Consider the following 22,707-nt stretch of genomic DNA (forward strand, 5'->3'; position numbering starts at 1 on the left):
GGCGGTATTTCAGACACATCCTTGTCGACTGATACGACGCCTTCGCGGGCAAGCCTCGCTCCTACAAAATCGTGGTGGATCAGTAGTCGAGGGCTGTCGGCTTGAGGTACATGCCTTCCTGCGTCATCGCAATCCGGAACTTCAACACATCCCCGGCCTTGAGGCTGATGTTCTGCGAGCCCGGCGCCAGCATGCCTGGATTGCAACCCGGCGCCTGGCCCGGCAGCAATTTCAGGCGCAGCGAAACGTTGCCTGGCGGCAGGTTGAAGGAGGTGCTTTGTTCCTGAAACAGCCGCGCCGACAGTTGATCCTGGATGTACACGCCGATTTCGCAGTTGGTCGACACTTCCAGGCGCTCGCGGGAAATGATCAATACGCCGTAATCCTCCCCGGCAGCATTGACCGAGGGCACGGCGGCGAAAAGGCTGAGGAAGCCAAACAGGCTGAGAGCTGACCAGCGCATGGCTGAATCTCCTGAGATCGAGTCATAGATGCACGCAGCTTGGCCGAGCGCGACGCCGATTGCCAGCCCGGCAGCTCACTTCAGAACTTGACCTTGCCATGGTGGCAAGCTCGAGACTGTTCGCAATCTCACTAAAGGAGTCATTCCATGCAAGTGTTCAACGTTCAAGGCATGTCCTGCGGTCACTGCGTCAAAGCCATCACTCAAGCGCTGCAAGCCAAGGATCCTGCGGCCAGCGTGCGGGTCGATCTGGCGGCAAAGGAAGTCGGCGTCGAAAGTGCGTTGACCGCGGATCAAGTGATCGCCGCGATCAGCGAGGAAGGCTACGAAGTGAAAGTCGCTTAAGGCCAAACGCAAAACCACTGTAGGAGCGAAGCTTGCTCGCGAATGCGGTTTGTCAGACGGCATTGACGTGGCTGACCCACCGCCTTCGTCGGAACGCCGCCCGGAGCAAGCTCTGCTCCTACAAGGGCCGGTGTTTTTTCTGGGGTTTTTAATAGTTAGCGAGCTATCGGAATGTTCAAGGCGTCGATGCGCGGCTAGACTGTGTGCCCGCCGACCTCCGTCCCACTGGATACCCGATGAACTTCCGTACCATTTTGATTCTTGGCGCACTTAGCGCTTTTGGCCCGCTGGCAATCGATTTCTATCTGCCGGCGTTTCCGGCCATGGCGCTGGCGTTCGGCACCGATGAGCAGCACGTTCAACTGACGCTGGCGGCGTATTTCCTCGGTTTATCCATCGGTCAGCTGATGTACGGCCCGGTGGCGGATCGTTTTGGTCGGCGTATTCCGTTGCTGACGGGTGTCGGTCTGTTCACCGTCGCTTCCCTGGCGTGCGCCTATGCGCCGAACCTGGAATGGCTGCTCGGCGCGCGGTTCGTCCAGGCGCTGGGCGGTTGTGCGGGGATGGTGATTTCAAGGGCGATCGTCAGTGACAAATGCGATGCGGTAGGGTCGGCGAAAGTCTTTTCACAACTGATGCTGGTCATGGGCCTGGCACCGATTCTCGCGCCGATGCTCGGCGGGTTGCTGGTCAACACCACGGGCTGGCAGTCGATCTTCCTGGTGCTGACCGGTTTCAGTGCATTGGCCGGGCTGGCCGTGGCGCTCGGCTTGCCGGAAAGCATGCCGGCGAATATGCCACGCCAGCCATTGTCGGGCGCGTTGCGTCAGTACGGTCGTCTGTTGTCGGACCCGGTGTACCTCGGTCACGCCCTGACCGGTGGCATCGCCATCGCCGGGATGTTTGCCTACATCGCCGGTTCGCCGTTCGTCTTCATCAAACTCTACGGCGTGCCGGCCGAGCACTTCGGCTGGTTGTTCGGCACCAATGCGGCGGGGTTCATTCTGGTGGCGCAGGTCAACGCACGGTTGCTGGCCAAGCGTGGCCCGGCGTTCCTGCTGGCGCGCACCGTATGGATCTACCTCGCGGCGGGCCTGACGCTGCTCGCGGTCAGTTCGCTGCACACCGAGCAATTGTGGCCGCTGCTGATTCCGCTGTTTATCTGCATCGCCAGCCTCGGTTGCATCCTGCCCAACGCCTCGGCTTGCGCCATGAACGGGCAGGGCGCGCGCGCCGGCAGTGCGTCGGCAATGCTCGGTTGCCTGCAATTCAGCGTCGCCGCCGGAGCCGCGTCGCTCGTGGGTATTTTGTACGACGGCAGCGCCATGCCGATGGCCATGGTCATCAGCCTGTGCGGAGTTCTGGTGGTGAGCATAGCGATGCTCACCCGGCGTCTGCAAAATGCCCGGGCATTGGTGAAAGCCCAGGTGTGAGGAAGGTCTCAGCCGGCAGCGCGTTGCTGCTGGACGGGAATCTGATGAGGGGCGTGCAATCGTGCTTCGAGGGTTCGGGTGAACTCGCGCGCTTCGGCTTCGCTACGGAACGTCACCGCGTGTTGGTCCAGGCGGACCTGCCACTGGGATTTTGCCAATTCTTTTATCAGGATCTTCATTGCTGACCTCCTCGGTTAAAAGATTGCATCGCAGAGGACACGATTGTAGACCCGAATACGACCACAATGATGACAGCGGTCAACCTTCGGACTGACGGTGTCGTCCATTCGGACGACACTTGTATCAATCTGTTTCAGAAGCCTTCGAGGACAATCTTGCCCTTGGATTTGCCGCTCTCCAGCAGCTCATGCGCACGTCGCAAATTCGCCGCGTTGATCGTTCCGAAGTGCTCGCCCACCGTGGTTTTCAACGTCCCGGCATCGATCAGCGCTGCCACGCGGTTGAGCAGTTTGTGTTGCTCGATCATGTCCGCGGTTTCGAACAGCGAGCGGGTGTACATGAACTCCCAATGCAGCGACAGGCTCTTGCGCTTGAGCTTGGTCACGTCCAGCGCCTTCGGGTCATCGATCAGCGCCAGTTTGCCCTGCGGCGCCAACGCCTCGACCAATTGATCCAGATGCTGATCGGTCTGGGTCAGGCTGGCGACGTGGGTCACCGAGTTCACGCCTGCACGTTTGAGCTCTTCGCTCAGCGGTTGGCTGTGATCGATCACCAGATCGGCGCCCAGCTCACGCACCCAACTTTGGGTTTGTGCACGGGACGCGGTGCCGATGACCTTCAGCCCGGTGAGCTGGCTGGCCAGTTGCGTAAGGATTGAACCGACACCGCCGGCCGCACCGACGATCAGCAAACTCTGGCCTTCATCGGTGTTGCCTTCGCGCACTTGCAGGCGTTCGAACAACAACTCCCACGCGGTGATCGCGGTCAACGGCAGCGCGGCGGCTTCGGCGAAACCGAGGGTTTTCGGCATGTGGCCGACGATCCGCTCGTCCACCACGTGCAGCTCGCTATTCCCGCCGGCGCGGGCGATGGAGCCGGCGTAGAACACCTTGTCGCCGGCCTTGAACAACGTCACTTCACTGCCGACCGACTTGACCACACCGGCCACGTCCCAGCCCAGCACTTTGGCCGCGCCACCTTCAGGCTGCACGTTCTGGCGGACTTTGGTGTCCACCGGGTTGACCGAGATGGCTTTGACTTCCACCAACAGGTCGCGCGGGCCGGCAACCGGCTCTGGCAGTTCGATGTCTTGCAGGGAGTTGGCGTCGCTGATCGGCAACGAGGCGTAGTAGGCAATGGCTTTCATGAGGGGCTCCGCAAAAGTATTTAAGAGAATCAGGCCACGACGCGCAGGCGTTTGAGATCGAAGTGCTCGATCAGGTCGCCGGCCGTGGCACGAAAATGCTGGATGTGTGCACTGGCGTCATGGGCTTGCAGCGCTTCGTCGCTGCTCCACTGCTCGATCATGTAGAAGGCCTGCGGATTGGCCAGGTCCTGATGCAGGTCGTATTGACTGCAACCGGCTTCGGCGCGGGTCGGTTCCAGCAGTGCACGCAGGTGCTGTTCGAGGGCGTCTTGCTGACCGGTTTTGGCGATCAGGGTGGCAATGGCGGTAAACGGCTGGGACATGTTCGACTCCGATAACGGGGTGATTTCGATGGGGCAGATGATTGGCTATTTCTCTGCAAGATAAAACCCGCTAAAAGAGCAGTCTCTTTCAATATTTTTTTGATAATCGAGGCTGGAAATGCTGCGTTTCGATGACTTGCAGTTGTTTGTCCGGGCGGCGGACCTGGGCAGTCTGTCGGCGGCGGCGCGGGGGATGGACATGTCGGCGGCGGTGGCCAGTGCGGCGTTGAAGCGCATCGAACAGCAACTCGGTGCGCGGTTGCTCGCCCGCTCCACCCGCAGCCTGCGCCTGACCGCCGAGGGCGAGGGGTTTCTCGAATACGCCCGGGCGGCCCTGAGCAACCTCGATGAGGGTCGCCGCTTGCTGGCCAGCGGTCAGGACCAGGTCAGCGGAGTGTTGCAGCTGTCGGCACCGTCGGATTTCGGTCGCAACCTGTTGCTGCCGTGGCTGGACGAGTTCCAGCGCGAGCATCCGAAGCTCACGGTGCGCCTGCTGCTGGGCGACCGCATCGCCGACCTGTTCCGCCAGCCGGTGGACATCGCTCTGCGCTACGGCGAGCCGGAAGACTCAAGCCTGGTGGCGCTGCCCATCGCACCGAACAACCGCCGCGTGCTGTGTGCCGCGCCGAGCTATCTGGCCCGACACGGCGAGCCGCGGCAACTGGAGCAACTGGCGCAGCACAATTGCCTGCTGTTCATGCTTGGCAGCCGGGTTCACGATCACTGGAGTTTTCACGATGGCAAACGCGAAGTCAGCCTGACCGTCAGCGGTGACCGTTTCAGTGACGACGCCGATGTGGTGCGCCTGTGGGCCGTGGCGGGCGCCGGGATCGCCTACAAATCCTGGCTGGATGTTGCCGCCGATGTGTTGGCCGGTCGCTTGAAAGTGCTGATGCCGGAGCTGATCTGTGAGCGCGCACCGCTGAATTTGCTGTGCGCCCATCGCGCACAATTGAGTAAGCCGGTGAACCTTTTGCGGGAAATGCTCGCCAGCCGATGCGCCGGTTTAAGTAGTCAATTTCCGGTATTGGCGGTCACCGATCATTAGTCGCAGGTAAAAAGCGAAATTTCACTCAGGAACTATCACCACCAAGGGTTTTCAGAGGGCAGGAACCGACGGTTAACACGCATATACTAGCGCTCGCCTCAGGTACGCACGGTCGATCTCGCCTTGGCGAGTCCGCGTTCGAGTCGGCCAGGCCCGCAGTCGATCGCCGAGCCTTTGCAAAACCCTCAAGGCAATGGCTTGTGTGAGTGGGTGGCTTTGCCCGGGTTGTCGCGGTTTCCGCGTCTTGGCCGACGACACATTACTGGTCAAGATGTCTCTGAGCAGTAGACGAAACGATTCAACAGGGAGTGAATACATGGAACATGCACCTTGCATCAGCCAGATCGCCACGTTGCTGGCTGACCCAAAGCGCAGCGCAATGATGTGGGCCTTGATGGACGGCTCAGCGCGACAAACCGAAGAGTTGGCCTTGCTGGCCGGCCTGTCACCGTCTTCGGCCAGTGCACACCTGGGGCGTTTGTCCGCCGGAGGTCTGTTGAAAGTCGAAACCCGTGGCCGCAAGCGGTTTTTTCGCCTGGCCGCGCCCGAAGTCGGCGCTGCGATAGAAGCACTGGCCAGTGCGACGATTGCCAGCACGCCCCGGGGCATGCCGGACGTTTTCAAACGCGCCGCACCTCTCTCCAAACCTCAGGCGGCACCTTCGTCGCTGTTGCGCGCACGACTCTGCGACGATCATTTGGGGGGCACTTTGGCCGCCGATCTTTACCAGCGTTTGCTGGATACGGGCTGGATCGAACAGTTCGAGCAGCGGGTGTCGATCACCCACAAGGGCGCCACGCAATTGGCCAAGCGCGGTGTGTACGTCCAGGCGCTGGCGCACAGCACCCGTCGAGCCGCTTGCGCTTGCCCCGACTGGAGCGAAAGACGTCCGCACATGGGCGGTTCACTCGGCGCGGCGTTGCTGCAATTGTTCATGCAGTCCGGCTGGCTGAGTTTGCCGAACGATTCGCGAGCCTTGCACGTTACTGCGACGGGGCAGCGTGAAATCCATCGCTTCGCCAAGGAAACCGAGCTGGAAATGGCGTTGTAGTCGACGAAACGTGGACCCTGTAGGAGCTGGCTTGCCAGCGATGAGGCCTTCACATTCAACATCAATGCTGAATGTGAGTCCGTCATCGCTGGCAAGCCAGCTCCCACAGGGTTTTTCGGTGTGGCTTAGGGTTTGACCAACCGCGCATCCAGGCTGTTTTGCGCCAGGCGTTTGGCCTGATCCTGGGTCATGCCCAGATCGGTGTACAGCGCATGGAAGTTCTCGGTCACATACCCGCCGAAGTACGCCGGGTCGTCCGAGTTCACCGTGACTTTCACGCCGCGCTCAAGCATGTCGAGAATGTTGTGCTGGGACATGTGATCGAACACGCAGAGCTTGGTGTTCGACAACGGGCACACGGTCAACGGGATCTGCTCGTCGATGATCCGCTGCATCAGGCGCTCGTCTTCGATGGCGCGTACGCCATGGTCGATGCGCTGGATTTTCAGCAAGTCGAGGGCTTCCCAGATGTACTCGGGCGGGCCTTCTTCACCGGCGTGGGCGACGGTCAGGAAGCCTTCGTGACGGGCGCGATCAAACACGCGCTGGAACTTGCTCGGCGGGTGACCCATTTCCGAACTGTCCAGGCCGACGGCCACAAACGCATCGCGGAACGGCAGCGCCTGATCGAGGGTTTTCTGTGCTTGTTCTTCGCTCAAGTGACGCAGGAAGCTCAGGATCAAACCGCTGGTGATGCCCAGTTGCTGCTCGCCATCCTTCAGTGCGGCGGCGATGCCGTTGAGCACCACTTCGAACGGGATGCCACGGTCGGTGTGGGTCTGCGGGTCGAAGAACGGTTCGGTGTGAATCACGTTCTGCGCCTTGCAACGCAACAGGTAGGCCCAGGTCAGGTCGTAGAAATCCTGCGAAGTGCGCAGCACGTCGGCGCCCTGGTAATACAGGTCGAGAAACTCTTGCAGGTTGTTGAAGGCGTACGCCTTGCGCAGGGTTTCGACATCGCTCCACGGCAGGGCGATCTTGTTGCGTTCGGCCAGGGCGAACAGCAACTCGGGCTCCAGCGAACCCTCCAGGTGCAAGTGCAGTTCTGCCTTGGGCAGGGCGTTCAGCCAATCGTACATTGTAGAAATCTCATCAGGTGCAATGGCGGCATTCTACAGGTGCTGACTGCAACAATTGGTAAAACCTGACCAAGAGGTTCATTACCCCGCCTCTTGCTCTCGCCGATAAGCATAGGTGTCGGCGAAGCGCGAGAGCAGGAATTCGGCGCAGGTGGTGGCCGGGTATTTCGCCGGGTGAAGGGCATCCTGACAACCGGGCAGGCATTCGATGCGCGTGTCGGGGTGCGGCTCGGCGAAGAACGGCATCGAGTAACGGTCCACACCCAACGGGCTGATCACCCGGTGCGGCGTCGACAGATAACGGTCGTTGCTCCAGCGCGCCATCATGTCGCCGAGGTTGACCACGAAAGTGCCTTCGATGGGCGGCGCGTCGATCCAGTCGCCTTGCACGTTACGCACTTGCAGGCCACCGGCCGCGTCCTGATACAGCAGGGTGATGCAGCCGTAATCGGTGTGGGCGCCGGCGCCTTGCTGATCTGCGGAGCTGGCGGTATGACGCGGCGGGTAGTGGATCATCCGCAGCACGCTGACCGGTTCATGGAAGCGCGTGTCAAAGAAGTCGCGCTCGATGTTCAGCGCCATCGTCATTGCGCGCAACAGGGTTTGAGCCAGCGCCTGCATGTCGACGTAATGCTGCTCCATCAGCGCTTCCCAACCGGGCATCGAGGGATGACGGTTGGGGCCGCGCAGCGGTTTTTCTGCCAGCACTTGCGGGTGATCGGCCGGCAGGTGCAGGCCCATGTCGAAGGTTTCTTTCAGGTCGCTGGGCTTGTTCGGGTCGAGCTGTTCGGTGGCGATGGCGCCGTAGCCGCGATGGTGTCGGGTCTGGGTGATGTCGATGCTGAGCTTTTCGGCGGCGGGCAGGGCGAAGAAGCGTCGGGCGTGATCAAGCACGGCGTCGATGCGTGCGGCACTGATCGGGTGACCCTTGATGTAGAAAAAGCCCCACTCGCGGCAGGCGCGGTCGATGTGTGTGGCGACGGATTGCCAGGCGGTCTGGTCATCGCTGTAGAGCGGGGCGATGTCGATGATGGGGAGGCTGTTCATACTGCGTTCCTGAGATGGAATGAGCTTTTGTAGGAGCTGGCTTGCCAGCGATGGCGGCGTCCTGTTCAACATTGATGTTGAATTTTATGGCCTCATCGCCGGCAAGCCGGCTCCTACAGGGGGGTGTGTTGGGCTTGAGGGTTACTTCGGTATCTCGGCCTTCATGCCTTCAACGTAGTAATTCATCGAGGCCAGTTCCGCGTTGCTCGCCGTCGCGCCCGCCGCAATTTTCTCCACGCCCGCCTGATCCTTGATCGGCCCGGTAAACGGATGCAACGCACCGCTCTTGATGTCCGCGATGATCTGTTCGGCCTCGGCTTTCACCGGCGCCGGCACCAGGTCGCTGATCGGCAGTTCAACCGTGCCTTCCTTCAAGCCGCCCCAGTAATCCTGCGACTTCCACACATGGTCGATCACGCTTTGGGTCGCCTGAATGTAGTGCGGAGCCCAGTCGTTGACGATCGAGGTCAGCACCGCTTTCGGCCCGAAGTGCGCCATGTCCGAAGCGTAGCCCACGGCATACACCCCGCGACGCTCGGCGGCCTGGATCGGCGCCGGGCTGTCGGTGTGCTGGAACACCACATCCACGCCTTGATCGATCAACGCGTTGGCGGCGTCGGCTTCCTTGCCCGGGTCGAACCAGGAATTGACCCACACCACTTTGATCTCGGTACCGGGGTTGTATTTGTTCAGGGCCAGTTGAATGGCGTTGATGTCGCGGATCACTTCCGGAATCGGGAACGAGGCGACGTAGCCGATCTTTTTGGTCTTGGTCATTTTCGCCGCGAGGAAGCCACCGACGTAGCGACCTTCATAGGTGCGCGCCAGGTAGGTGCCGAGGTTCTTGTCCTGCTTGTAGCCGGTGGCGTGTTCGAAGGTCACCTTGGGAAACTGTTTCGCGACTTTCAGGGTCGGGTTCATGTAGCCGAAGGAGGTGGTGAAGATCAGGTCGTAGTTGTCCTTGGCCATGTTGCGGATCACCCGCTCGGCGTCGGCGCCTTCGGCGACGTTTTCCACGTACTGGGTGGTGATCTGCGAGCCGAATTTTTCGGCCAGCGCCTTGCGTCCCTGTTCATGCTGATACGTCCAGCCGTGATCACCGATCGGGCCGATGTAGACGAAGCCGACTTTCAGCGGGTCAGCGGCGCTGACGGTCAGGCTGGCGCTCAGACCGAGGGTTGCAGCGACGGCGCACAGCAGCTTCTTCAACGGACGTTTATGCATGAATTCCCACTCCATTTTGTTTTGAGGTTGGAGGGGGTAATGCAAATTACTGACCAACAGGACAACAAATATCCGAAACCGTGTAGCGGCCTTCGCGGGCAAGCCTCGCTCCTACAGGTCGGCGTTGCTTTTGTAGGAGCGAGGCTTGCCCGCGAAGAGGCCCACAAGGCCAATAAAGTGCACAGGCCAAACCGGCTGCCATTCACTGGTGCGCTGAGGTGTCACGAAACGCCCGCAGTCAGTCGGTGGTCAACATCGCCATTGGGGCTTTAAAAAGCATCGCCGGCAAGCCGGCTCCTACAGTTATCGCGCATAACCTGTAGGAGCCGGCTTGCCGGCGAAGGCGTCCGATCAGACGCCAGCGACCAACTGCCGAGCCGCCTGGCTGTGATCGGCGATCAAGCCTTTGAGATCCAGCCCCTCAACCTGCCCGTCGACCACTCGCCACTTGCCTCCCACCATCACCCGATCCGCCCGATCCGCACCACATAACAGCAATGCCGAAACCGGGTCATGGCTACCGGAAAACCGCAGCTCATCCAGCTTGAACAACGCCAGATCCGCCTGCTTGCCCACCGCCAGTTCACCGATATCGGTGCGCCCGAGCAAACTCGCCGAACCCTTGGTCGCCCACCCCAATACCAATTCCGGCGTGATCTTCTCGGCGCCATAACGCAGCCGCTGGATGTACAGCGCCTGACGGGTTTCGAGCATCATGTTCGACGCATCGTTGGACGCCGAGCCATCCACGCCGAGGCCCAGCAACGCGCCGGCGGCGGTCAGCTCCAGCGTCGGGCAGATGCCGGACGCGAGGCGCATGTTCGAGCTCGGGCAATGGCAAATGCCAGTGCCGGCCGCGCCGAGGCGGGCGATTTCATCCGGGTTGAAGTGGATGCCATGCGCCAGCCACGTGCGCGGGCCGAGCCAGCCGACGCTGTCCAGATAATCCACGGTGCGCAGGCCGAAGCGTTGCAGGCAGAAGTCTTCTTCGTCGAGGGTTTCCGCCAGGTGCGTGTGCAGGCGCACGTCGAGTTTGTTTGCCAGTTCGGCGCTGGCAGACATGATCTCCGGGGTCACCGAAAACGGTGAGCACGGCGCCAGGGCGATCTGGATTTGCGCGCCATCACCACGCTCGTGGTACTCGGCGATCAGGCGCTGACTGTCATCGAGGATCACTTCACCTTCCTGTACGGTCTGCTGCGGGGGCAGGCCGCCGTCCTTCTCGCCCAGGCTCATGGAACCGCGCGTCAGCATGGCGCGCATGCCAAGGTCGCGGACGCTTTCGACTTGCACGTCGATGGCGTTTTCCAGGCCTTTCGGGAACAGATAATGGTGATCGGCGGCGGTGGTGCACCCGGACAGCAGCAACTCGGCCAGCGCGACTTTCGTGGCAAGGGCGAGTTTTTCAGGGGTGAGGCGTGCCCAGACCGGGTACAGGGTTTTCAGCCAAGGGAACAACGGTTGATTGACCACCGGCGCCCAGGCGCGGGTCAGGGTTTGATAGAAGTGGTGATGGGTGTTGATCAGCCCCGGCAGGATCACATGCTCGCGAGCATCGAATACTTGTCCACAGGGGGCGGACGGTTGCTGGCCGGCGGCGAGCACTTCGACGATCAAGCCGTCTTGCACAACCAGGCCGCCACGGGCATCGAGGCCATTGGCAGTGAAGATCGCGAGGGGGTTTTTTAACCAGGTACGGGTCGCAGGCATGTTGGCCGGCTCCTCTGAAAGTTGGGTTCAGGTTAGCCAGCTCAGTGATTACCCTGTCTGCTGATCCAGGGTCGCCGCGGGGACGAGGTGCGCAGTGTCAAACAAAACCCAGTTGCAGGCAAGTCCGGCCAGACGACTGAACCTCGTGTGGAACGCGCACCTGTGGGAGCGAGCCTGCTCGCGATGGTGGGTCAGCTGCATCGGCGTAGACTGACACTCCATCGCGAGCAGGCTCGCTCCCACAGTGGATTGACGGCGTTTACCAGGGAATGTTTTCACCCCTGTAGTTCACGAAGTGGTGCCCGCCCTTGCCGGTGTAAGCATTCACCTGATCCACCAACCCGCGCACACTGGTTTCCACGTCGATATCGGCGCCTTCACCGCCCATGTCGGTTTTCACCCAGCCCGGATGCAGCGACAGCACCGTCAGTTTCTGATCGCCCAATTGCGTCACAAAGCTGTTGGTCATCGAGTTCAATGCAGCCTTGCTCGCCTTGTACAACGCCAGTTCCGGCGCGTCCGGCATGGTCACGCTGCCGAGCACCGAACTCATGAACGCCAGCACGCCGCTGTCCGGGCGAATCTGCCCGGCAAACCGCTGAGCCAGGTTGATCGGCGCCACCGCATTGGTGAAGAACAACTGACCCACTTCCGCCAGCGTCGCACCGCCCGGCGTCTGCACGTCAGGGCCTTTTACGCCGGCATTCACGAACAACAGATCAAACACTTCGCCCTTGAGCTGCTGACTCAGGGCAATGACGGCCTGCTGATCATCCATGTCGAGTTTTTCGATCCGCACCTTGCCCAGCGCCTGCAAGGCGTCGGCGTTCTGCGGGTTGCGCACGGTGGCGGTGACTTGCCAGCCGTCGGCCAGCAGGGTTTTCACCAGACCGAGGCCCAGGCCCCGGGAGGCGCCGATGATGAGTGCGGTTTTTGCCGTGGACATGTGTGGCTTCCTTGATGAATGAGGATCACGGATTTAATGGACAACGTTGCCCGAGCCGTTGTTGCAGCTCGTTGCGCAACGCGCCGAGTTCGTCCATTCGGGTTTCGATCAGTTTGAGTTTGTCTTGCAGCAATTGCGTGACGGCGCTGTCCGGATCGGGCGACCGCCACAACGCGGCGACGCTGTTGCCGATCTCGCCGAGGGTAAAGCCCAGCCGTTGAGCGGTCTTGATGTAGAGCACCAGTTGCACCATGTCATCCGGATATTCGCGATAACCGTTGGCGCTACGTTGCGCCGCGATCAATCCGCGCTGCTCGTAGAAGCGCAGCGTGTCGCGGCTGACGGCGCTGGCCTGGGCTAATTCACCGATGCGCATGTTGATGTCTCGAGAGGGCTTGACCCTGGAGCATACTCCAGGCTTTAGGCTTGTTGCTCCCTGAATTTATGGAGCAGTGCCGATGTGGACTTCAACGCAATATCGCCGCGTGGTGCGGGGCAGCGCCTGGTATGACTTGATCGTGACGGCGGCGTTTGTCACGCCGTGGAGTTTTACTGCGTTGCATGGGTTGTTGGCGGGTTTGAGTCAGGCTTTGGATTTGCCCGGCGAACTGCCGGCGTTTGAGCCGATGCACATGTTGATGGCGAACCTGTTGGGCTCGATCGTGTGCGTGTGGTCGGTGCTGCGGATTCGTGATCCGCAGCAGGTTTATGGCCGGTATGACGCGGTGGGCAGATTCCTGTTCTCCACTTGGCAGCTCTATGCTTTGCTCCATGGCGCCAGTTCGCTGTTGGTGATTTTTCTGGTCTTTGAATTGGCGTGGGGCGTGGCTCAGGTGTTGCCAGTGCGGACGCTTTCGCGGGCAAGCCACGCTCCTACAGGATTTGCATAACACCCGTAGGAGCGAGGCTTGCCCGCGAAGGGGCCGGAGCAGACAACCCCTAATGCCCACCCTGCCAAGGCTGCCCCAACGACACCGGCGCATACAACCGTGTGCGCACGGCATCCCGCGACAGCAGCACCAACACCACAATCGTCGCGACATACGGCAGCATCGCCAGCAGACTCGACGGGATCGCCAGCCCCAACCCCTGCGCCACCAGGTGCAGGATGCTGGCGAGCCCGAACAGATACGCCCCCAGCAGCAATCGCCACACCCGCCAACTGGCAAACACCACCAGCGCCAGGGCAATCCAGCCGCGACCGGCGCTCATGTTCTCCGCCCACATCGGCGTGTAGGCCAGCGACAGATACGCCCCGGCCAAACCCGCCATCGCGCCGCCGAACAGCACCGCCAGCGTCCGTACGCCCAACACCGGCAAGCCCATCGCACTGGCCGCATCCGGGTTTTCGCCGACGGCCTGAATGATCAGCCCGACACGACTTTTCACAATCACCCACGCCACCAGCGCAAACAACGCGAACGACAGATACACCAGCAGATCCTGTGCAAACAGCATCCGCCCGATCAGCGGGATCTCGCTGAGTAAAGGGATCGCCACCGGTTCAAAACCCGCCAGCGGTTTACCGACCCACGCCGCACCGACAAAAGTTGACAGGCCCACACCAAAGATCGTCAGTGCCAGCCCGGTGGCCACCTGATTGGCGTTGAACACCAGCGCCACCAACGCAAACAGCGACGACAGCAACATCCCGGCGAGCATCGCCAGCAACACGCCAAGCCACAGGTTGCCGCTGTTCAGCGCGACGATAAAACCGATCACCGCGCCAAACAGCATCATGCCTTCCTGGCCGAGGTTGAGGACGCCGCTCTTCTCACAGATCAATTCACCCAGCGCCACCAACAGCAACGGCGTGCCGCAGCGCACCATGGCGTAGAAAATATTGCTCAACAGATCGATATCCATCACAGCGCTCCTGCTTGTACGACGGTGGCTGATGCGCGACGCGTCCAGCGCAAATGCAAACGCGGTCGGTAGAGAATCAGCACGTCACTGGCCAGCAGGAAAAACAGCATCATGCCCTGGAACAATTGCGTGATCGCTTGCGGCAGATTCATGCTCATCTGCGCGTTCTCGCCACCGATGTACAGCAATGCCATCAACAGGCTGGAAAACAGAATGCCGACCGGATTGAGCCGCCCGAGAAATGCCACGGTGATCGCGGCGTAGCCATAGCCGGGCGAGACTTGCGGCACCAACTGACCAATCGGCCCGGTGACTTCACACACGCCGGCCAGCCCCGCCAATCCGCCGCTGACCAACAGCGCCAGCCAGATCAGCCGTTTCTCGCGGAACCCGACAAAACCCGCCGCACGCTTGTCCAGCCCGAGCACTTTGATCTGGAACCCGACAAAGCTTTTCTGCAACAACACCCACACCGCCACCAACGCGAGCAGGGCAAAATAAACGCCGGCATGCACTCGACCGTCCTCCATCAACAACGGCAAACGGCTGGCATCGCCAAACATCGCCGACTCCGGAAAGTTGAACCCGGCCGGATCCTTCAGTGGCCCGTGTACGCAGAACAACAACAGGTTCAGGGCGATGTAATTGAGCATGATGCTGGTGAGGATTTCGTTGGCATTGAAGCGCGTGCGCAGCCACGCCGTCAGCCCGGCCCACGCCGCGCCGGCCAGCGTGCCGACGAGCAGGATCAACACCAATGCCCAGCGACTTTGCAGACCGATGATGTTCACCGCCAACGCACTGCCGGCCAGCGCGCCCAGCAGCAACTGGCCTTCGGCGCCAATGTTCCAGATCCGTGCCTGATACGCCACGGCCAGACCCAAGGCGCAGAGCAGAATTGGCAGCGCCTTGACCAACAATTCGGAGACGCCATACAAGTCGCTGACCGGGGCGATCAGCAAGGTGTGCAAGGTCAGCAACGGGTCATGGCCCAACGCGATAAACAGCAGCGAGCCGCAGCCCAATGTCAGGGCCGCCGCCAGTAACGGCGAGCACCACAGCATCAGGCGCGATTGCTGGCCACGGGGTTCGAGGGAAAGCAGCATGTGAAACTCCGTTAAACCGTTGCGGGGGCAAGTGATTGAGGGGCGTCGAACTGGCCGGCCATCCAGCCGCCGACGTCGATCAGGCGGGTGTCGACGGTCGCCCTGAGCGGCGACAAGCGTCCGCTGCACAAGGCGCCGAGGCGGTCGCTGATCTGGAACAGTTCATCGAGGTCTTCGGAGATCACCAGGATCGCTGCGCCGGCATCGCGCAAGGCAATCAGCGCGCGGTGAATGGTCGCGGCGGCGCCGACGTCCACGCCCCAGGTCGGGTGCGCGGCCACCAGCAGTTTCGGTTGCTGAAGAATCTCCCGACCGAGGATGAATTTCTGCAAGTTGCCACCGGACAGACTGCGGGCCGGCGTTTGCGCATCGGGTGTCTTGACGCCGAAGCGGCGGATGATTTCTTCGGCCAGCGTTTTGACCTTGGCCCGCCGAATCAGCCCGTTGCGCAGCAGGCCTTGTTGAAAGGCGCTGAGCAGGGCGTTGTCGGCCAGGCTCAACTCCGGCACCGCACCGTGCCCCAATCGTTCGGCAGGGACGAAGGCCAAGCCGAGTTTTCGGCGGGCATCCGGCGGCAAGTGAGCCACCGCGTGCCCGTCAAAACGCAGGGTTGCACCGTCATTGCGGTGCAGGCGTTGTTCGCCACTGAGCAGCGCCAGCAGCTCATCCTGACCATTGCCTGCCACTCCGGCGATGCCGACGATTTCGCCACGGCGTACGTGCAGGTCGATGTCCTTCAGCGAGCAGCCAAACGGATCGGGGTTGTGCCACGACAATGCGCTCACGTTCAAAAATGCATCACCGCCCACGACCTTCGGGTAATCGGTGATCAGATCGGCCGCTTCCCCGACCATCAACTTTGCCAGTTGCTGATCCGAGCACTGCGCCGGCACGCAATGCCCGGCCACACGACCGCCGCGCAGCACCGTGGCGCTGTGGCACAACGCGCGCACTTCACCGAGCTTGTGGCTGATAAACAGGATGCTGCAGCCCTCGGCCGCGAGCCGGCGCAGGGTGACGAACAATTCGTCGGCCTCTTGCGGGGTCAGCACCGAGGTCGGTTCATCGAGAATCAGGAGGCGGATGTCCTGCATCAGGCACCGAATGATTTCCACCCGCTGGCGTTCGCCTATCGACAGGCTGTGGACCAGTCGCTCCGGTTCCAATGCCATGCCGTAGCGACGGGACACTTCGCGAATTTTTGGCTCAAGTTGTTTCGGTGTACCGGCGGCCGCGCCCATCGCCAGCGCAATGTTTTGCGCCACGCTGAGGGTTTCGAACAACGAGAAGTGCTGGAACACCATGCCTATTCCCAAACCGCGAGCCTGAGCCGGGTTGCGCATGGTCACGTGCTGGCCTTGCCAGATCACTTCGCCGGAATCAGCGTGGGTGACGCCGTAGATGATTTTCATCAGCGTACTTTTGCCCGCACCGTTTTCGCCGAGCAGCGCATGGATTTCGCCGGGCGCAATACTCAGGTCGATGGCATCGTTGGCCAGGCAACCCGGGTAGCGTTTGCTGATTCTGCGCAGTTGCAGGCGAGGCGTTTGGTCGGGGATCGGCACGGGGTTGGGCATAACAGGCTCGGGTCGATGGAGTTGTGCCTGTGGATAAAGCAATTTCCTGGCCATTGAGTCAGGAAAATTGAAAATGCTTGCCGGCCAAGGCATCGGGCGCGCCGCTTCGCCACATTTCGATCCCGACGCAGCACCACATAAGGGCGAAGCAGTAGATCAGGCTCCGGTTTTGCGCAGGCCGATTTGGTCAAAAAACGAGCAACCCTTTGCAAGCCATGCCGGATATGGGGTCGCGCCAGCCATGAACGGGTTATCCACAGATTGCTCCACAGTATTTGTGCGCAAGCGCAAAGCTCGGGCATAAGCACTGAGCGGCTTTCTTCTAAAGGCGATAAACCACGCTAACTGATTGTTTTTACGTGGATTTAGTCTTTTTCAATGCGTATTGGACAAAAAGTGAGCAATGCCCGCAAAGCCGCATGACAGAAGGGTTACAGCGGTATGTGCTCAGGTTATCCACAGCCGGGTGCACAGTAGATGTGGGCAAATACACGGGATCGATGGAAGGGCGTTGAGCGTTGTTGGTGCGCTCAGCGCTGCAACAGAATGCGCCCGCGACTCAAATCGGCCAGTTGCGTTTGCAGGGTGTCGATCTGCGCTTCGCCCATCGCCAATTTCAGCTCCACACCGTTGGCCGTGAACGTTTCCTCCACGACCAACCCGCCAAGTTCGGCCACCCGCAGTTTCACCAGCGTCAGTTCGCCAAACCCGCAGGCGCAACTCAGCGGTACGCGGCTGATCAGCTCAATTTTCGGTGCCGCTTGCAGGCACTTGTTCGCGCCGCCGCCATACGCCCGGGCGAGGCCGCCGGTGCCGAGTTGAATGCCGCCATACCAGCGGATCACCAGCACCGCGACCTGGTCGCAATCCTGTGCATCGATGGCCGCCAGAATCGGGCGCCCGGCGGTGCCGCCAGGCTCTCCGTCATCGGTGCTGCGGTATTGGGCGCCGAGTTTCCACGCCCAGCAATTGTGCGTGGCGTTCAGATCGCTGTGCTGCTCGATGAACGCCTGGGCTTCAGCAGGGCTGCTGATCGGTGCGGCGAAGGTGATGAAGCGGCTTTTGCGAATCTCTTCGCGGTATTCGCAAAAGTCGCTGAGGGTAAAAGGCATAAGAGTCTTAAATGGCTGGAGTCAGGCCGCAGCCTTTGAGAATGATGCGGATCAGGTTGTCGCCAGCGTCTTCCATGTCTTGCTTGGTCAGCTTGGTGCGGCCGCTGACCCGGCAAATCTGCGTGGCAAAGTCGGCGTAATGCTGGGTGCTGCCCCACAACAGAAAGATCAGGTTGACCGGGTCGACCGGGTCCATTTTGCCAGCGTCGATCCACGCTTGAAACACCGCCGCCCGGCCCTGGAACCAGGCGCGGTAATCCTGGTTGAAATATTCGGTCAGGCACTCACCGCCGCTGATCACTTCCATGGCGAAGACTCGCGAGGCTTGCGGCTGGCGGCGGGAGAATTCCATCTTGGCGCGAATGTACCGCGTCAGCGCTTCGGCCGGATCATCCTCGGCGGTGAGGGTGTTGAAAGTGCTGTCCCACAACTGCAGGATGTTGCTCAACACCGCCACGTACAACCCCAGCTTATTGGTGAAGTAGTAATGCAGGTTCGCCTTGGGCAACCCGGCATTCAGGGCGATGGTGTTCATGCTTGTGCCTTTGAACCCGTGACGGGCGAACTCGTCTTCGGCGGCTTTGATGATGGTCTCTTCGTTCTTCTGACGAATGCGGCTGGCAGGTTTGCCGCCGTGAGCGGGGACTTCAAAGGTCATAGGCACTTCCGAACAGGTGGGTGGGTGCAACCAATGCGTTGATAGCGCAACCACAGGCTCCAGACAAGTCCCGACACGATAAAACCTGACCACCACAAATCCCCGTAGGAGCGAAGCTTGCTCGCGAAGGCGTCTTAACATTCAACATTGATGTTGATTGAGCCGACGCCTTCGTCGGAGCGCCGCCCGGACCAAGCTTCGCTCCTACAGGTTTCCACCTTATTCAACGTGTTGCGGCCAGGCTTTCCAAAAAGCTTTCCAGCACCAAATGCGGGCGACGTCCCTTGCGTGTCACCGATGCAAGGCTCAAGTCATAAAACCGTGCTGTCGGTTTCAGCGCGCGCAAGCGCCCTTGCTGCACCCAGAGGCTGGCGTAGTGGTCCGGCAGGTAACCGATGTAGCGCCCGGTGAGAATCAGAAACGCCATGCCTTCGCGGTCTGACGCACTGGCGGTGCAATTGAGTGCCTGGTAATGCGCCTGAATCTCGGCCGGCAAGCGGAAGGTCGGGGCGATGGCGTCCTGACTGTTGAGGCGCTCATCGTCCAGTTGTTTGTCGTCGACATAAAACAACGGATGACCAACCGCGCAATACAGCAGCGAACGTTCGCTGTAGAGCGGCTGATATTCCAGCCCCGACAGGGCGCTTGCCTGCGGCACCACGCCGACATGCAAGCGGCCGTCGAGCACGCCTTGCTCGACTTCATTGGGCGCGATCATGCGGATCTGAATCTGCACGTCCGGCCCGCGCTCCTTCAATTGCGCCAATGCATGAGTGATACGCATGTGAGGCAGGGTGACCAGGTTATCGGTGAGGCCGATGGTCAATTCGCCGCGCAGGTGTTGGTGCAGACCGTTGACCTCGGTGCGGAAACTTTCCAGCGCACTCAATAGCTGCAATGCCGATTGATACACCTCGCGACCTTCTTCGGTCAGGGAAAACCCGGCGCGACCTCGTTGGCACAGGCGCAGGCCGAGGCGCTGTTCCAGGTCGCTCATCTGCTGGCTGATCGCCGAGCGGCCGATCCCGAGCACCGACTCCGCCGCCGAGAAACCACCGCATTCCACCACGCTGCGAAAAATCCGCAGCAAGCGGATATCAAAGTCGCTGACTTGTGCCAGCGGATCGGGGCGTCGAGTGCTCATAGTTTAGCGCTGGCCTGACTGAACGTTAGAAAAGTTGGATTTCACCGACTTTATCCCCGTGGCAATTTAGCTGCAAGAACGCTTTTCATCTCCACGCCGCTTATTGCCTTGCGAGGTTTTGCCCATGAACTTGCCTGAAAACGCCCCGAATTCCCTGGCCAGCCAGCTCAAGCTCGATGCTCACTGGATGCCCTACACCGCCAACCGAAATTTCCAGCGCGATCCGCGACTGATCGTGGCGGCTGAAGGCAGTTGGCTGACGGACGACAAGGGTCGCAAGGTCTACGATTCGCTGTCCGGTCTGTGGACCTGCGGCGCCGGGCACACCCGCAAGGAAATCCAGGAAGCGGTTGCCAAGCAGTTGGGCACGCTCGATTACTCGCCGGGCTTCCAGTACGGTCATCCGCTGTCGTTCCAACTGGCGGAGAAAATCACCGACCTGACGCCGGGTAATCTGAATCACGTGTTCTTCACCGACTCGGGTTCCGAGTGCGCTGACACTGCGGTGAAGATGGTCCGCGCTTACTGGCGTCTGAAAGGCCAGGCGACCAAAACCAAAATGATCGGTCGCGCCCGTGGTTACCACGGTGTGAACATCGCTGGCACCAGCCTGGGCGGCGTCAACGGTAACCGCAAAATCTTCGGTCAGGCGATGATGGACGTCGATCACCTGCCGCACACCTTGCTGGCGAGCAATGCCTACTCGCGCAGCATGCCGAAAGAGGGCGGTATCGCTCTGGCCGATGAGTTGCTCAAACTGATCGAGCTGCATGACGCTTCGAACATCGCCGCCGTATTCGTCGAGCCAATGGCCGGTTCCGCTGGCGTGCTGGTTCCGCCTGAGGGCTACCTCAAGCGTCTGCGCGAGATCTGCGATCAGCACAACATTCTGCTGGTGTTCGACGAAGTGATCACCGGCTTCGGCCGTACCGGTTCGATGTTCGGCGCTGACAGCTTCGGCGTGACCCCGGACCTGATGTGCATAGCCAAGCAAGTCACCAACGGTGCGATCCCGATGGGCGCAGTGATTGCCAGCTCCGAGATCTACCAGACCTTCATGAACCAGGCGACGCCTGAGTACGCGGTGGAATTCCCGCACGGTTACACCTATTCCGCGCACCCGGTGGCTTGCGCCGCTGGTCTTGCCGCACTCGACCTGCTGCAGAAGGAAAACCTGGTGCAGAGCGTGGCCGACGTTGCACCGCATTTCGAAAATGCACTGCACGGCCTGAAGGGCTCGAAAAACATCATCGACATTCGTAACTACGGGCTGGCCGGTGCGATCCAGATCGCGCCGCGTGACGGCGATGCCATCGTGCGTCCGTTCGAAGCGGGCATGGCGCTGTGGAAAGCCGGGTTCTACGTGCGCTTCGGCGGCGACACCCTGCAGTTCGGCCCAACCTTCAACAGCAAGCCGCAAGACCTTGATCGTCTGTTTGACGCGGTCGGCGAAGTGCTGAACAAAATCGACTGATTTCCCCTTCTATATAGAGGCGCCCGTTGACGGGCGCCTGTGGACAACTTTTCTGGAGCCCCGCATGAGCCTTATCCCGCATTTGATCAACGGTGAACTGGTGACCGAAGACGGTCGCACGGCCGACGTGTTCAACCCGTCTACCGGCCAGGCGATTCACAAACTGCCATTGGCCAGCCGCGAAACCATCCAGAAGGCCATCGACTCGGCCAAGGCTGCGTTCCCGGCCTGGCGCAATACTCCGCCGGCCAAACGTGCGCAGGTAATGTTCCGCTTCAAGCAACTGCTGGAACAGAACGAAGCACGTATCGCCCAACTGATCAGCGAAGAACACGGCAAGACGCTGGAAGATGCTGCCGGTGAATTGAAGCGCGGTATCGAGAACGTCGAGTTCGCGTGCGCGGCGCCGGAAATCCTCAAGGGCGAGTACAGCCGTAACGTCGGCCCGAACATTGATGCCTGGTCGGACTTCCAGCCATTGGGCGTGGTCGCCGGTATTACTCCGTTCAACTTCCCGGCGATGGTGCCGCTGTGGATGTATCCGCTGGCAATCGTCTGCGGCAACTGCTTCATCCTCAAACCTTCCGAGCGTGATCCAAGCTCGACGCTGTTGATCGCTCAGTTGTTGCTGGAAGCCGGTCTGCCGAAAGGCGTGTTGAGCGTGGTGCATGGTGACAAGGCTGCAGTGGACGCGCTGATCGAAGCGCCGGAAGTCAAAGCGTTGAGCTTTGTCGGTTCGACGCCGATTGCCGAATACATCTACGCAGAAGGCACCAAGCGGGGCAAACGCGTTCAGGCACTGGGCGGCGCGAAGAACCACGCGGTGCTGATGCCGGATGCGGATCTGGATAACGCCGTCAGCGCTCTGATGGGCGCGGCGTACGGTTCCTGCGGCGAGCGTTGCATGGCGATTTCGGTGGCCGTGTGCGTTGGCGACCAGGTGGCCGATGCGTTGGTGGCCAAGCTGACTCCGCAGATCAAGGCATTGAAGATTGGCGCAGGTACCACTTGTGGTCTGGACATGGGGCCGTTGGTTACCGGTCAGGCTCGTGACAAAGTCAGTGGCTATGTAGAAGACGGCGTTGCCTCCGGTGCAACCCTGGTGGTGGACGGTCGTGGTCTGAGCGTCGCCGGTCATGAAGAAGGTTTCTTCCTGGGCGGTTGCCTGTTCGATAACGTCACGCCAGAGATGCGTATCTATAAAGAAGAGATCTTTGGGCCAGTGCTGTGCGTTGTCCGGGTAAACAGCCTGGAAGAGGCGATGCAACTGATCAACGATCACGAGTATGGCAACGGCACCTGCATCTTTACCCGTGATGGCGAGGCGGCGCGGTTGTTCTGCGATGAGATCGAAGTCGGCATGGTTGGCGTCAACGTGCCGTTGCCGGTGCCGGTGGCTTATCACAGCTTTGGCGGCTGGAAGCGTTCGCTGTTCGGCGATCTGCATGCGTATGGCCCGGATGGCGTGCGCTTCTACACCCGTCGCAAGGCCATTACTCAGCGCTGGCCACAGCGTGCGAGCCATGAAGCATCGCAATTCGCATTCCCTAGCTTGTAAGTAGAAGGGAAGAAGGCCGAGCCCCTTGGGGCTCGGCCTTCGTGTTTTCGGGCTTTTTTGACCCGTATGACAGAAATGTGAAAATAGGTGTTGACGGCAGATTCTGGAAGTCTATAATTCGCCCCACTTCCGGCGCAGTCGAAACGAAAAACTCCTTGGTAAACAAAGAGTTACGCAGTTTTCGACAGCGAGTTGCTTCAGGTCATCGAAGCCCAG

Annotated in this window: 23 protein-coding genes; 7 read left to right on the top strand and 16 right to left on the bottom strand. The window is 60.6% G+C overall.

The window, feature by feature from the left end:
• Nucleotides 1-79 precede the first annotated feature (79 nt).
• The gene (locus tag KGB27_RS25340) at nt 80-463 is read right to left on the bottom strand and encodes a hypothetical protein (RefSeq protein ID WP_008038759.1); all 384 of its coding nucleotides are present in this window, start codon (nt 461-463) and stop codon (nt 80-82) included.
• Nucleotides 464-610: 147 nt separating this feature from the next.
• Here KGB27_RS25340 and KGB27_RS25345 point away from each other — a divergent pair, with 147 nt between their 5' ends.
• The gene (locus KGB27_RS25345) at nt 611-808 is read left to right on the top strand and encodes a cation transporter (RefSeq protein ID WP_008031318.1); all 198 of its coding nucleotides are present in this window, start codon (nt 611-613) and stop codon (nt 806-808) included.
• 236 nt (nt 809-1,044) lie between these two features.
• The gene (locus KGB27_RS25350) at nt 1,045-2,241 is read left to right on the top strand and encodes a multidrug effflux MFS transporter (protein WP_008031320.1); all 1,197 of its coding nucleotides are present in this window, start codon (nt 1,045-1,047) and stop codon (nt 2,239-2,241) included.
• Between the two features lie 8 nt (nt 2,242-2,249).
• Here the strand turns inward: KGB27_RS25350 and KGB27_RS25355 are convergent, their stop codons facing one another.
• The 3 genes from KGB27_RS25355 to KGB27_RS25365 all read right to left on the bottom strand — a co-directional run bounded on the left by KGB27_RS25355 (nt 2,250) and on the right by KGB27_RS25365 (nt 3,891).
• Nucleotides 2,250-2,420 (bottom strand): hypothetical protein, encoded by a 171-nt coding sequence (locus tag KGB27_RS25355; RefSeq protein WP_008038760.1) that lies wholly within the window; start codon nt 2,418-2,420, stop codon nt 2,250-2,252.
• Nucleotides 2,421-2,554: 134 nt separating this feature from the next.
• Entirely contained in the window at nt 2,555-3,568 is a 1,014-nt protein-coding gene (locus tag KGB27_RS25360; protein ID WP_008031324.1) for a zinc-binding alcohol dehydrogenase family protein, read from the bottom strand.
• 29 nt (nt 3,569-3,597) lie between these two features.
• Complete coding sequence (locus KGB27_RS25365) at nt 3,598-3,891, bottom strand: putative quinol monooxygenase (protein WP_008038762.1); 294 nt, start codon at nt 3,889-3,891, stop codon at nt 3,598-3,600.
• Between the two features lie 118 nt (nt 3,892-4,009).
• Between KGB27_RS25365 and KGB27_RS25370 the strand changes: the two genes are divergently transcribed.
• Together KGB27_RS25370 and KGB27_RS25375 are read left to right on the top strand one after the other, a co-directional pair.
• Nucleotides 4,010-4,939: a LysR family transcriptional regulator gene (locus KGB27_RS25370; protein WP_008038763.1), complete on the top strand. Its 930-nt coding sequence runs from the start codon at nt 4,010-4,012 to the stop codon at nt 4,937-4,939.
• 316 nt (nt 4,940-5,255) lie between these two features.
• Nucleotides 5,256-5,990 carry an ArsR/SmtB family transcription factor gene (locus tag KGB27_RS25375; protein ID WP_008038764.1) on the top strand — a complete coding sequence of 245 codons (735 nt, stop codon included), beginning with the start codon at nt 5,256-5,258 and terminating at the stop codon, nt 5,988-5,990.
• 125 nt (nt 5,991-6,115) lie between these two features.
• On the opposite strand, the gene KGB27_RS25380 is transcribed toward KGB27_RS25375, so the two are convergent.
• The 6 genes from KGB27_RS25380 to KGB27_RS25405 form a co-directional block, all read right to left on the bottom strand.
• Nucleotides 6,116-7,069, bottom strand: coding sequence for an adenosine deaminase (locus KGB27_RS25380; RefSeq protein WP_008031333.1), 954 nt, complete (start codon nt 7,067-7,069; stop codon nt 6,116-6,118).
• Between the two features lie 81 nt (nt 7,070-7,150).
• A complete protein-coding gene (locus KGB27_RS25385; protein ID WP_223556745.1) occupies nt 7,151-8,116 on the bottom strand; it encodes an isopenicillin N synthase family dioxygenase in 966 nt (321 codons plus the stop codon).
• A 141-nt stretch (nt 8,117-8,257) separates the two neighbouring features.
• A complete protein-coding gene (locus tag KGB27_RS25390; RefSeq protein ID WP_223556747.1) occupies nt 8,258-9,340 on the bottom strand; it encodes a BMP family ABC transporter substrate-binding protein in 1,083 nt (360 codons plus the stop codon).
• 351 nt (nt 9,341-9,691) lie between these two features.
• Complete coding sequence (locus tag KGB27_RS25395) at nt 9,692-11,050, bottom strand: 8-oxoguanine deaminase (RefSeq protein WP_223556750.1); 1,359 nt, start codon at nt 11,048-11,050, stop codon at nt 9,692-9,694.
• Nucleotides 11,051-11,309: 259 nt separating this feature from the next.
• On the bottom strand, nt 11,310-11,996 hold the full coding sequence (locus KGB27_RS25400; RefSeq protein ID WP_223435139.1) for an SDR family oxidoreductase: 687 nt from the start codon (nt 11,994-11,996) through the stop codon (nt 11,310-11,312).
• A 25-nt stretch (nt 11,997-12,021) separates the two neighbouring features.
• Nucleotides 12,022-12,372 carry a MerR family transcriptional regulator gene (locus KGB27_RS25405; RefSeq protein ID WP_008038769.1) on the bottom strand — a complete coding sequence of 117 codons (351 nt, stop codon included), beginning with the start codon at nt 12,370-12,372 and terminating at the stop codon, nt 12,022-12,024.
• Nucleotides 12,373-12,454: 82 nt separating this feature from the next.
• On the opposite strand from KGB27_RS25405, the gene KGB27_RS25410 reads away from it, so the two are divergent.
• The gene (locus tag KGB27_RS25410; RefSeq protein ID WP_223556752.1) at nt 12,455-12,886 is read left to right on the top strand and encodes a hypothetical protein; all 432 of its coding nucleotides are present in this window, start codon (nt 12,455-12,457) and stop codon (nt 12,884-12,886) included.
• Between the two features lie 49 nt (nt 12,887-12,935).
• On the opposite strand, the gene KGB27_RS25415 is transcribed toward KGB27_RS25410, so the two are convergent.
• From KGB27_RS25415 to KGB27_RS25440, 6 genes are all read right to left on the bottom strand, one after another.
• On the bottom strand, nt 12,936-13,862 hold the full coding sequence (locus KGB27_RS25415) for an ABC transporter permease (protein WP_008031350.1): 927 nt from the start codon (nt 13,860-13,862) through the stop codon (nt 12,936-12,938).
• Nucleotides 13,862-14,968 carry an ABC transporter permease gene (locus KGB27_RS25420; protein ID WP_223556754.1) on the bottom strand — a complete coding sequence of 369 codons (1,107 nt, stop codon included), beginning with the start codon at nt 14,966-14,968 and terminating at the stop codon, nt 13,862-13,864. Before KGB27_RS25420 ends, KGB27_RS25415 begins: the two co-directional genes overlap by 1 nt.
• Nucleotides 14,969-14,979: 11 nt before the next feature.
• Entirely contained in the window at nt 14,980-16,545 is a 1,566-nt protein-coding gene (locus KGB27_RS25425; protein WP_223556756.1) for an ABC transporter ATP-binding protein, read from the bottom strand.
• Between the two features lie 530 nt (nt 16,546-17,075).
• Complete coding sequence (locus tag KGB27_RS25430; RefSeq protein ID WP_207284792.1) at nt 17,076-17,657, bottom strand: IMPACT family protein; 582 nt, start codon at nt 17,655-17,657, stop codon at nt 17,076-17,078.
• 7 nt (nt 17,658-17,664) lie between these two features.
• Nucleotides 17,665-18,315 carry a TetR/AcrR family transcriptional regulator gene (locus tag KGB27_RS25435; RefSeq protein WP_008031358.1) on the bottom strand — a complete coding sequence of 217 codons (651 nt, stop codon included), beginning with the start codon at nt 18,313-18,315 and terminating at the stop codon, nt 17,665-17,667.
• Nucleotides 18,316-18,538: 223 nt separating this feature from the next.
• Nucleotides 18,539-19,459: a LysR family transcriptional regulator gene (locus tag KGB27_RS25440; protein ID WP_008031360.1), complete on the bottom strand. Its 921-nt coding sequence runs from the start codon at nt 19,457-19,459 to the stop codon at nt 18,539-18,541.
• Nucleotides 19,460-19,583: 124 nt separating this feature from the next.
• On the opposite strand from KGB27_RS25440, the gene KGB27_RS25445 reads away from it, so the two are divergent.
• Nucleotides 19,584-20,933 (top strand): aspartate aminotransferase family protein, encoded by a 1,350-nt coding sequence (locus tag KGB27_RS25445; protein WP_223556758.1) that lies wholly within the window; start codon nt 19,584-19,586, stop codon nt 20,931-20,933.
• A gap of 64 nt (nt 20,934-20,997) precedes the next feature.
• Complete coding sequence (locus KGB27_RS25450) at nt 20,998-22,491, top strand: CoA-acylating methylmalonate-semialdehyde dehydrogenase (RefSeq protein ID WP_008031364.1); 1,494 nt, start codon at nt 20,998-21,000, stop codon at nt 22,489-22,491.
• The last annotated feature ends 216 nt before the right edge of the window (nt 22,492-22,707 follow it).

The sequence above is a fragment of the Pseudomonas sp. BF-R-01 genome, from assembly GCF_019946615.1.
Taxonomy (GTDB): domain Bacteria; phylum Pseudomonadota; class Gammaproteobacteria; order Pseudomonadales; family Pseudomonadaceae; genus Aquipseudomonas; species Aquipseudomonas migulae.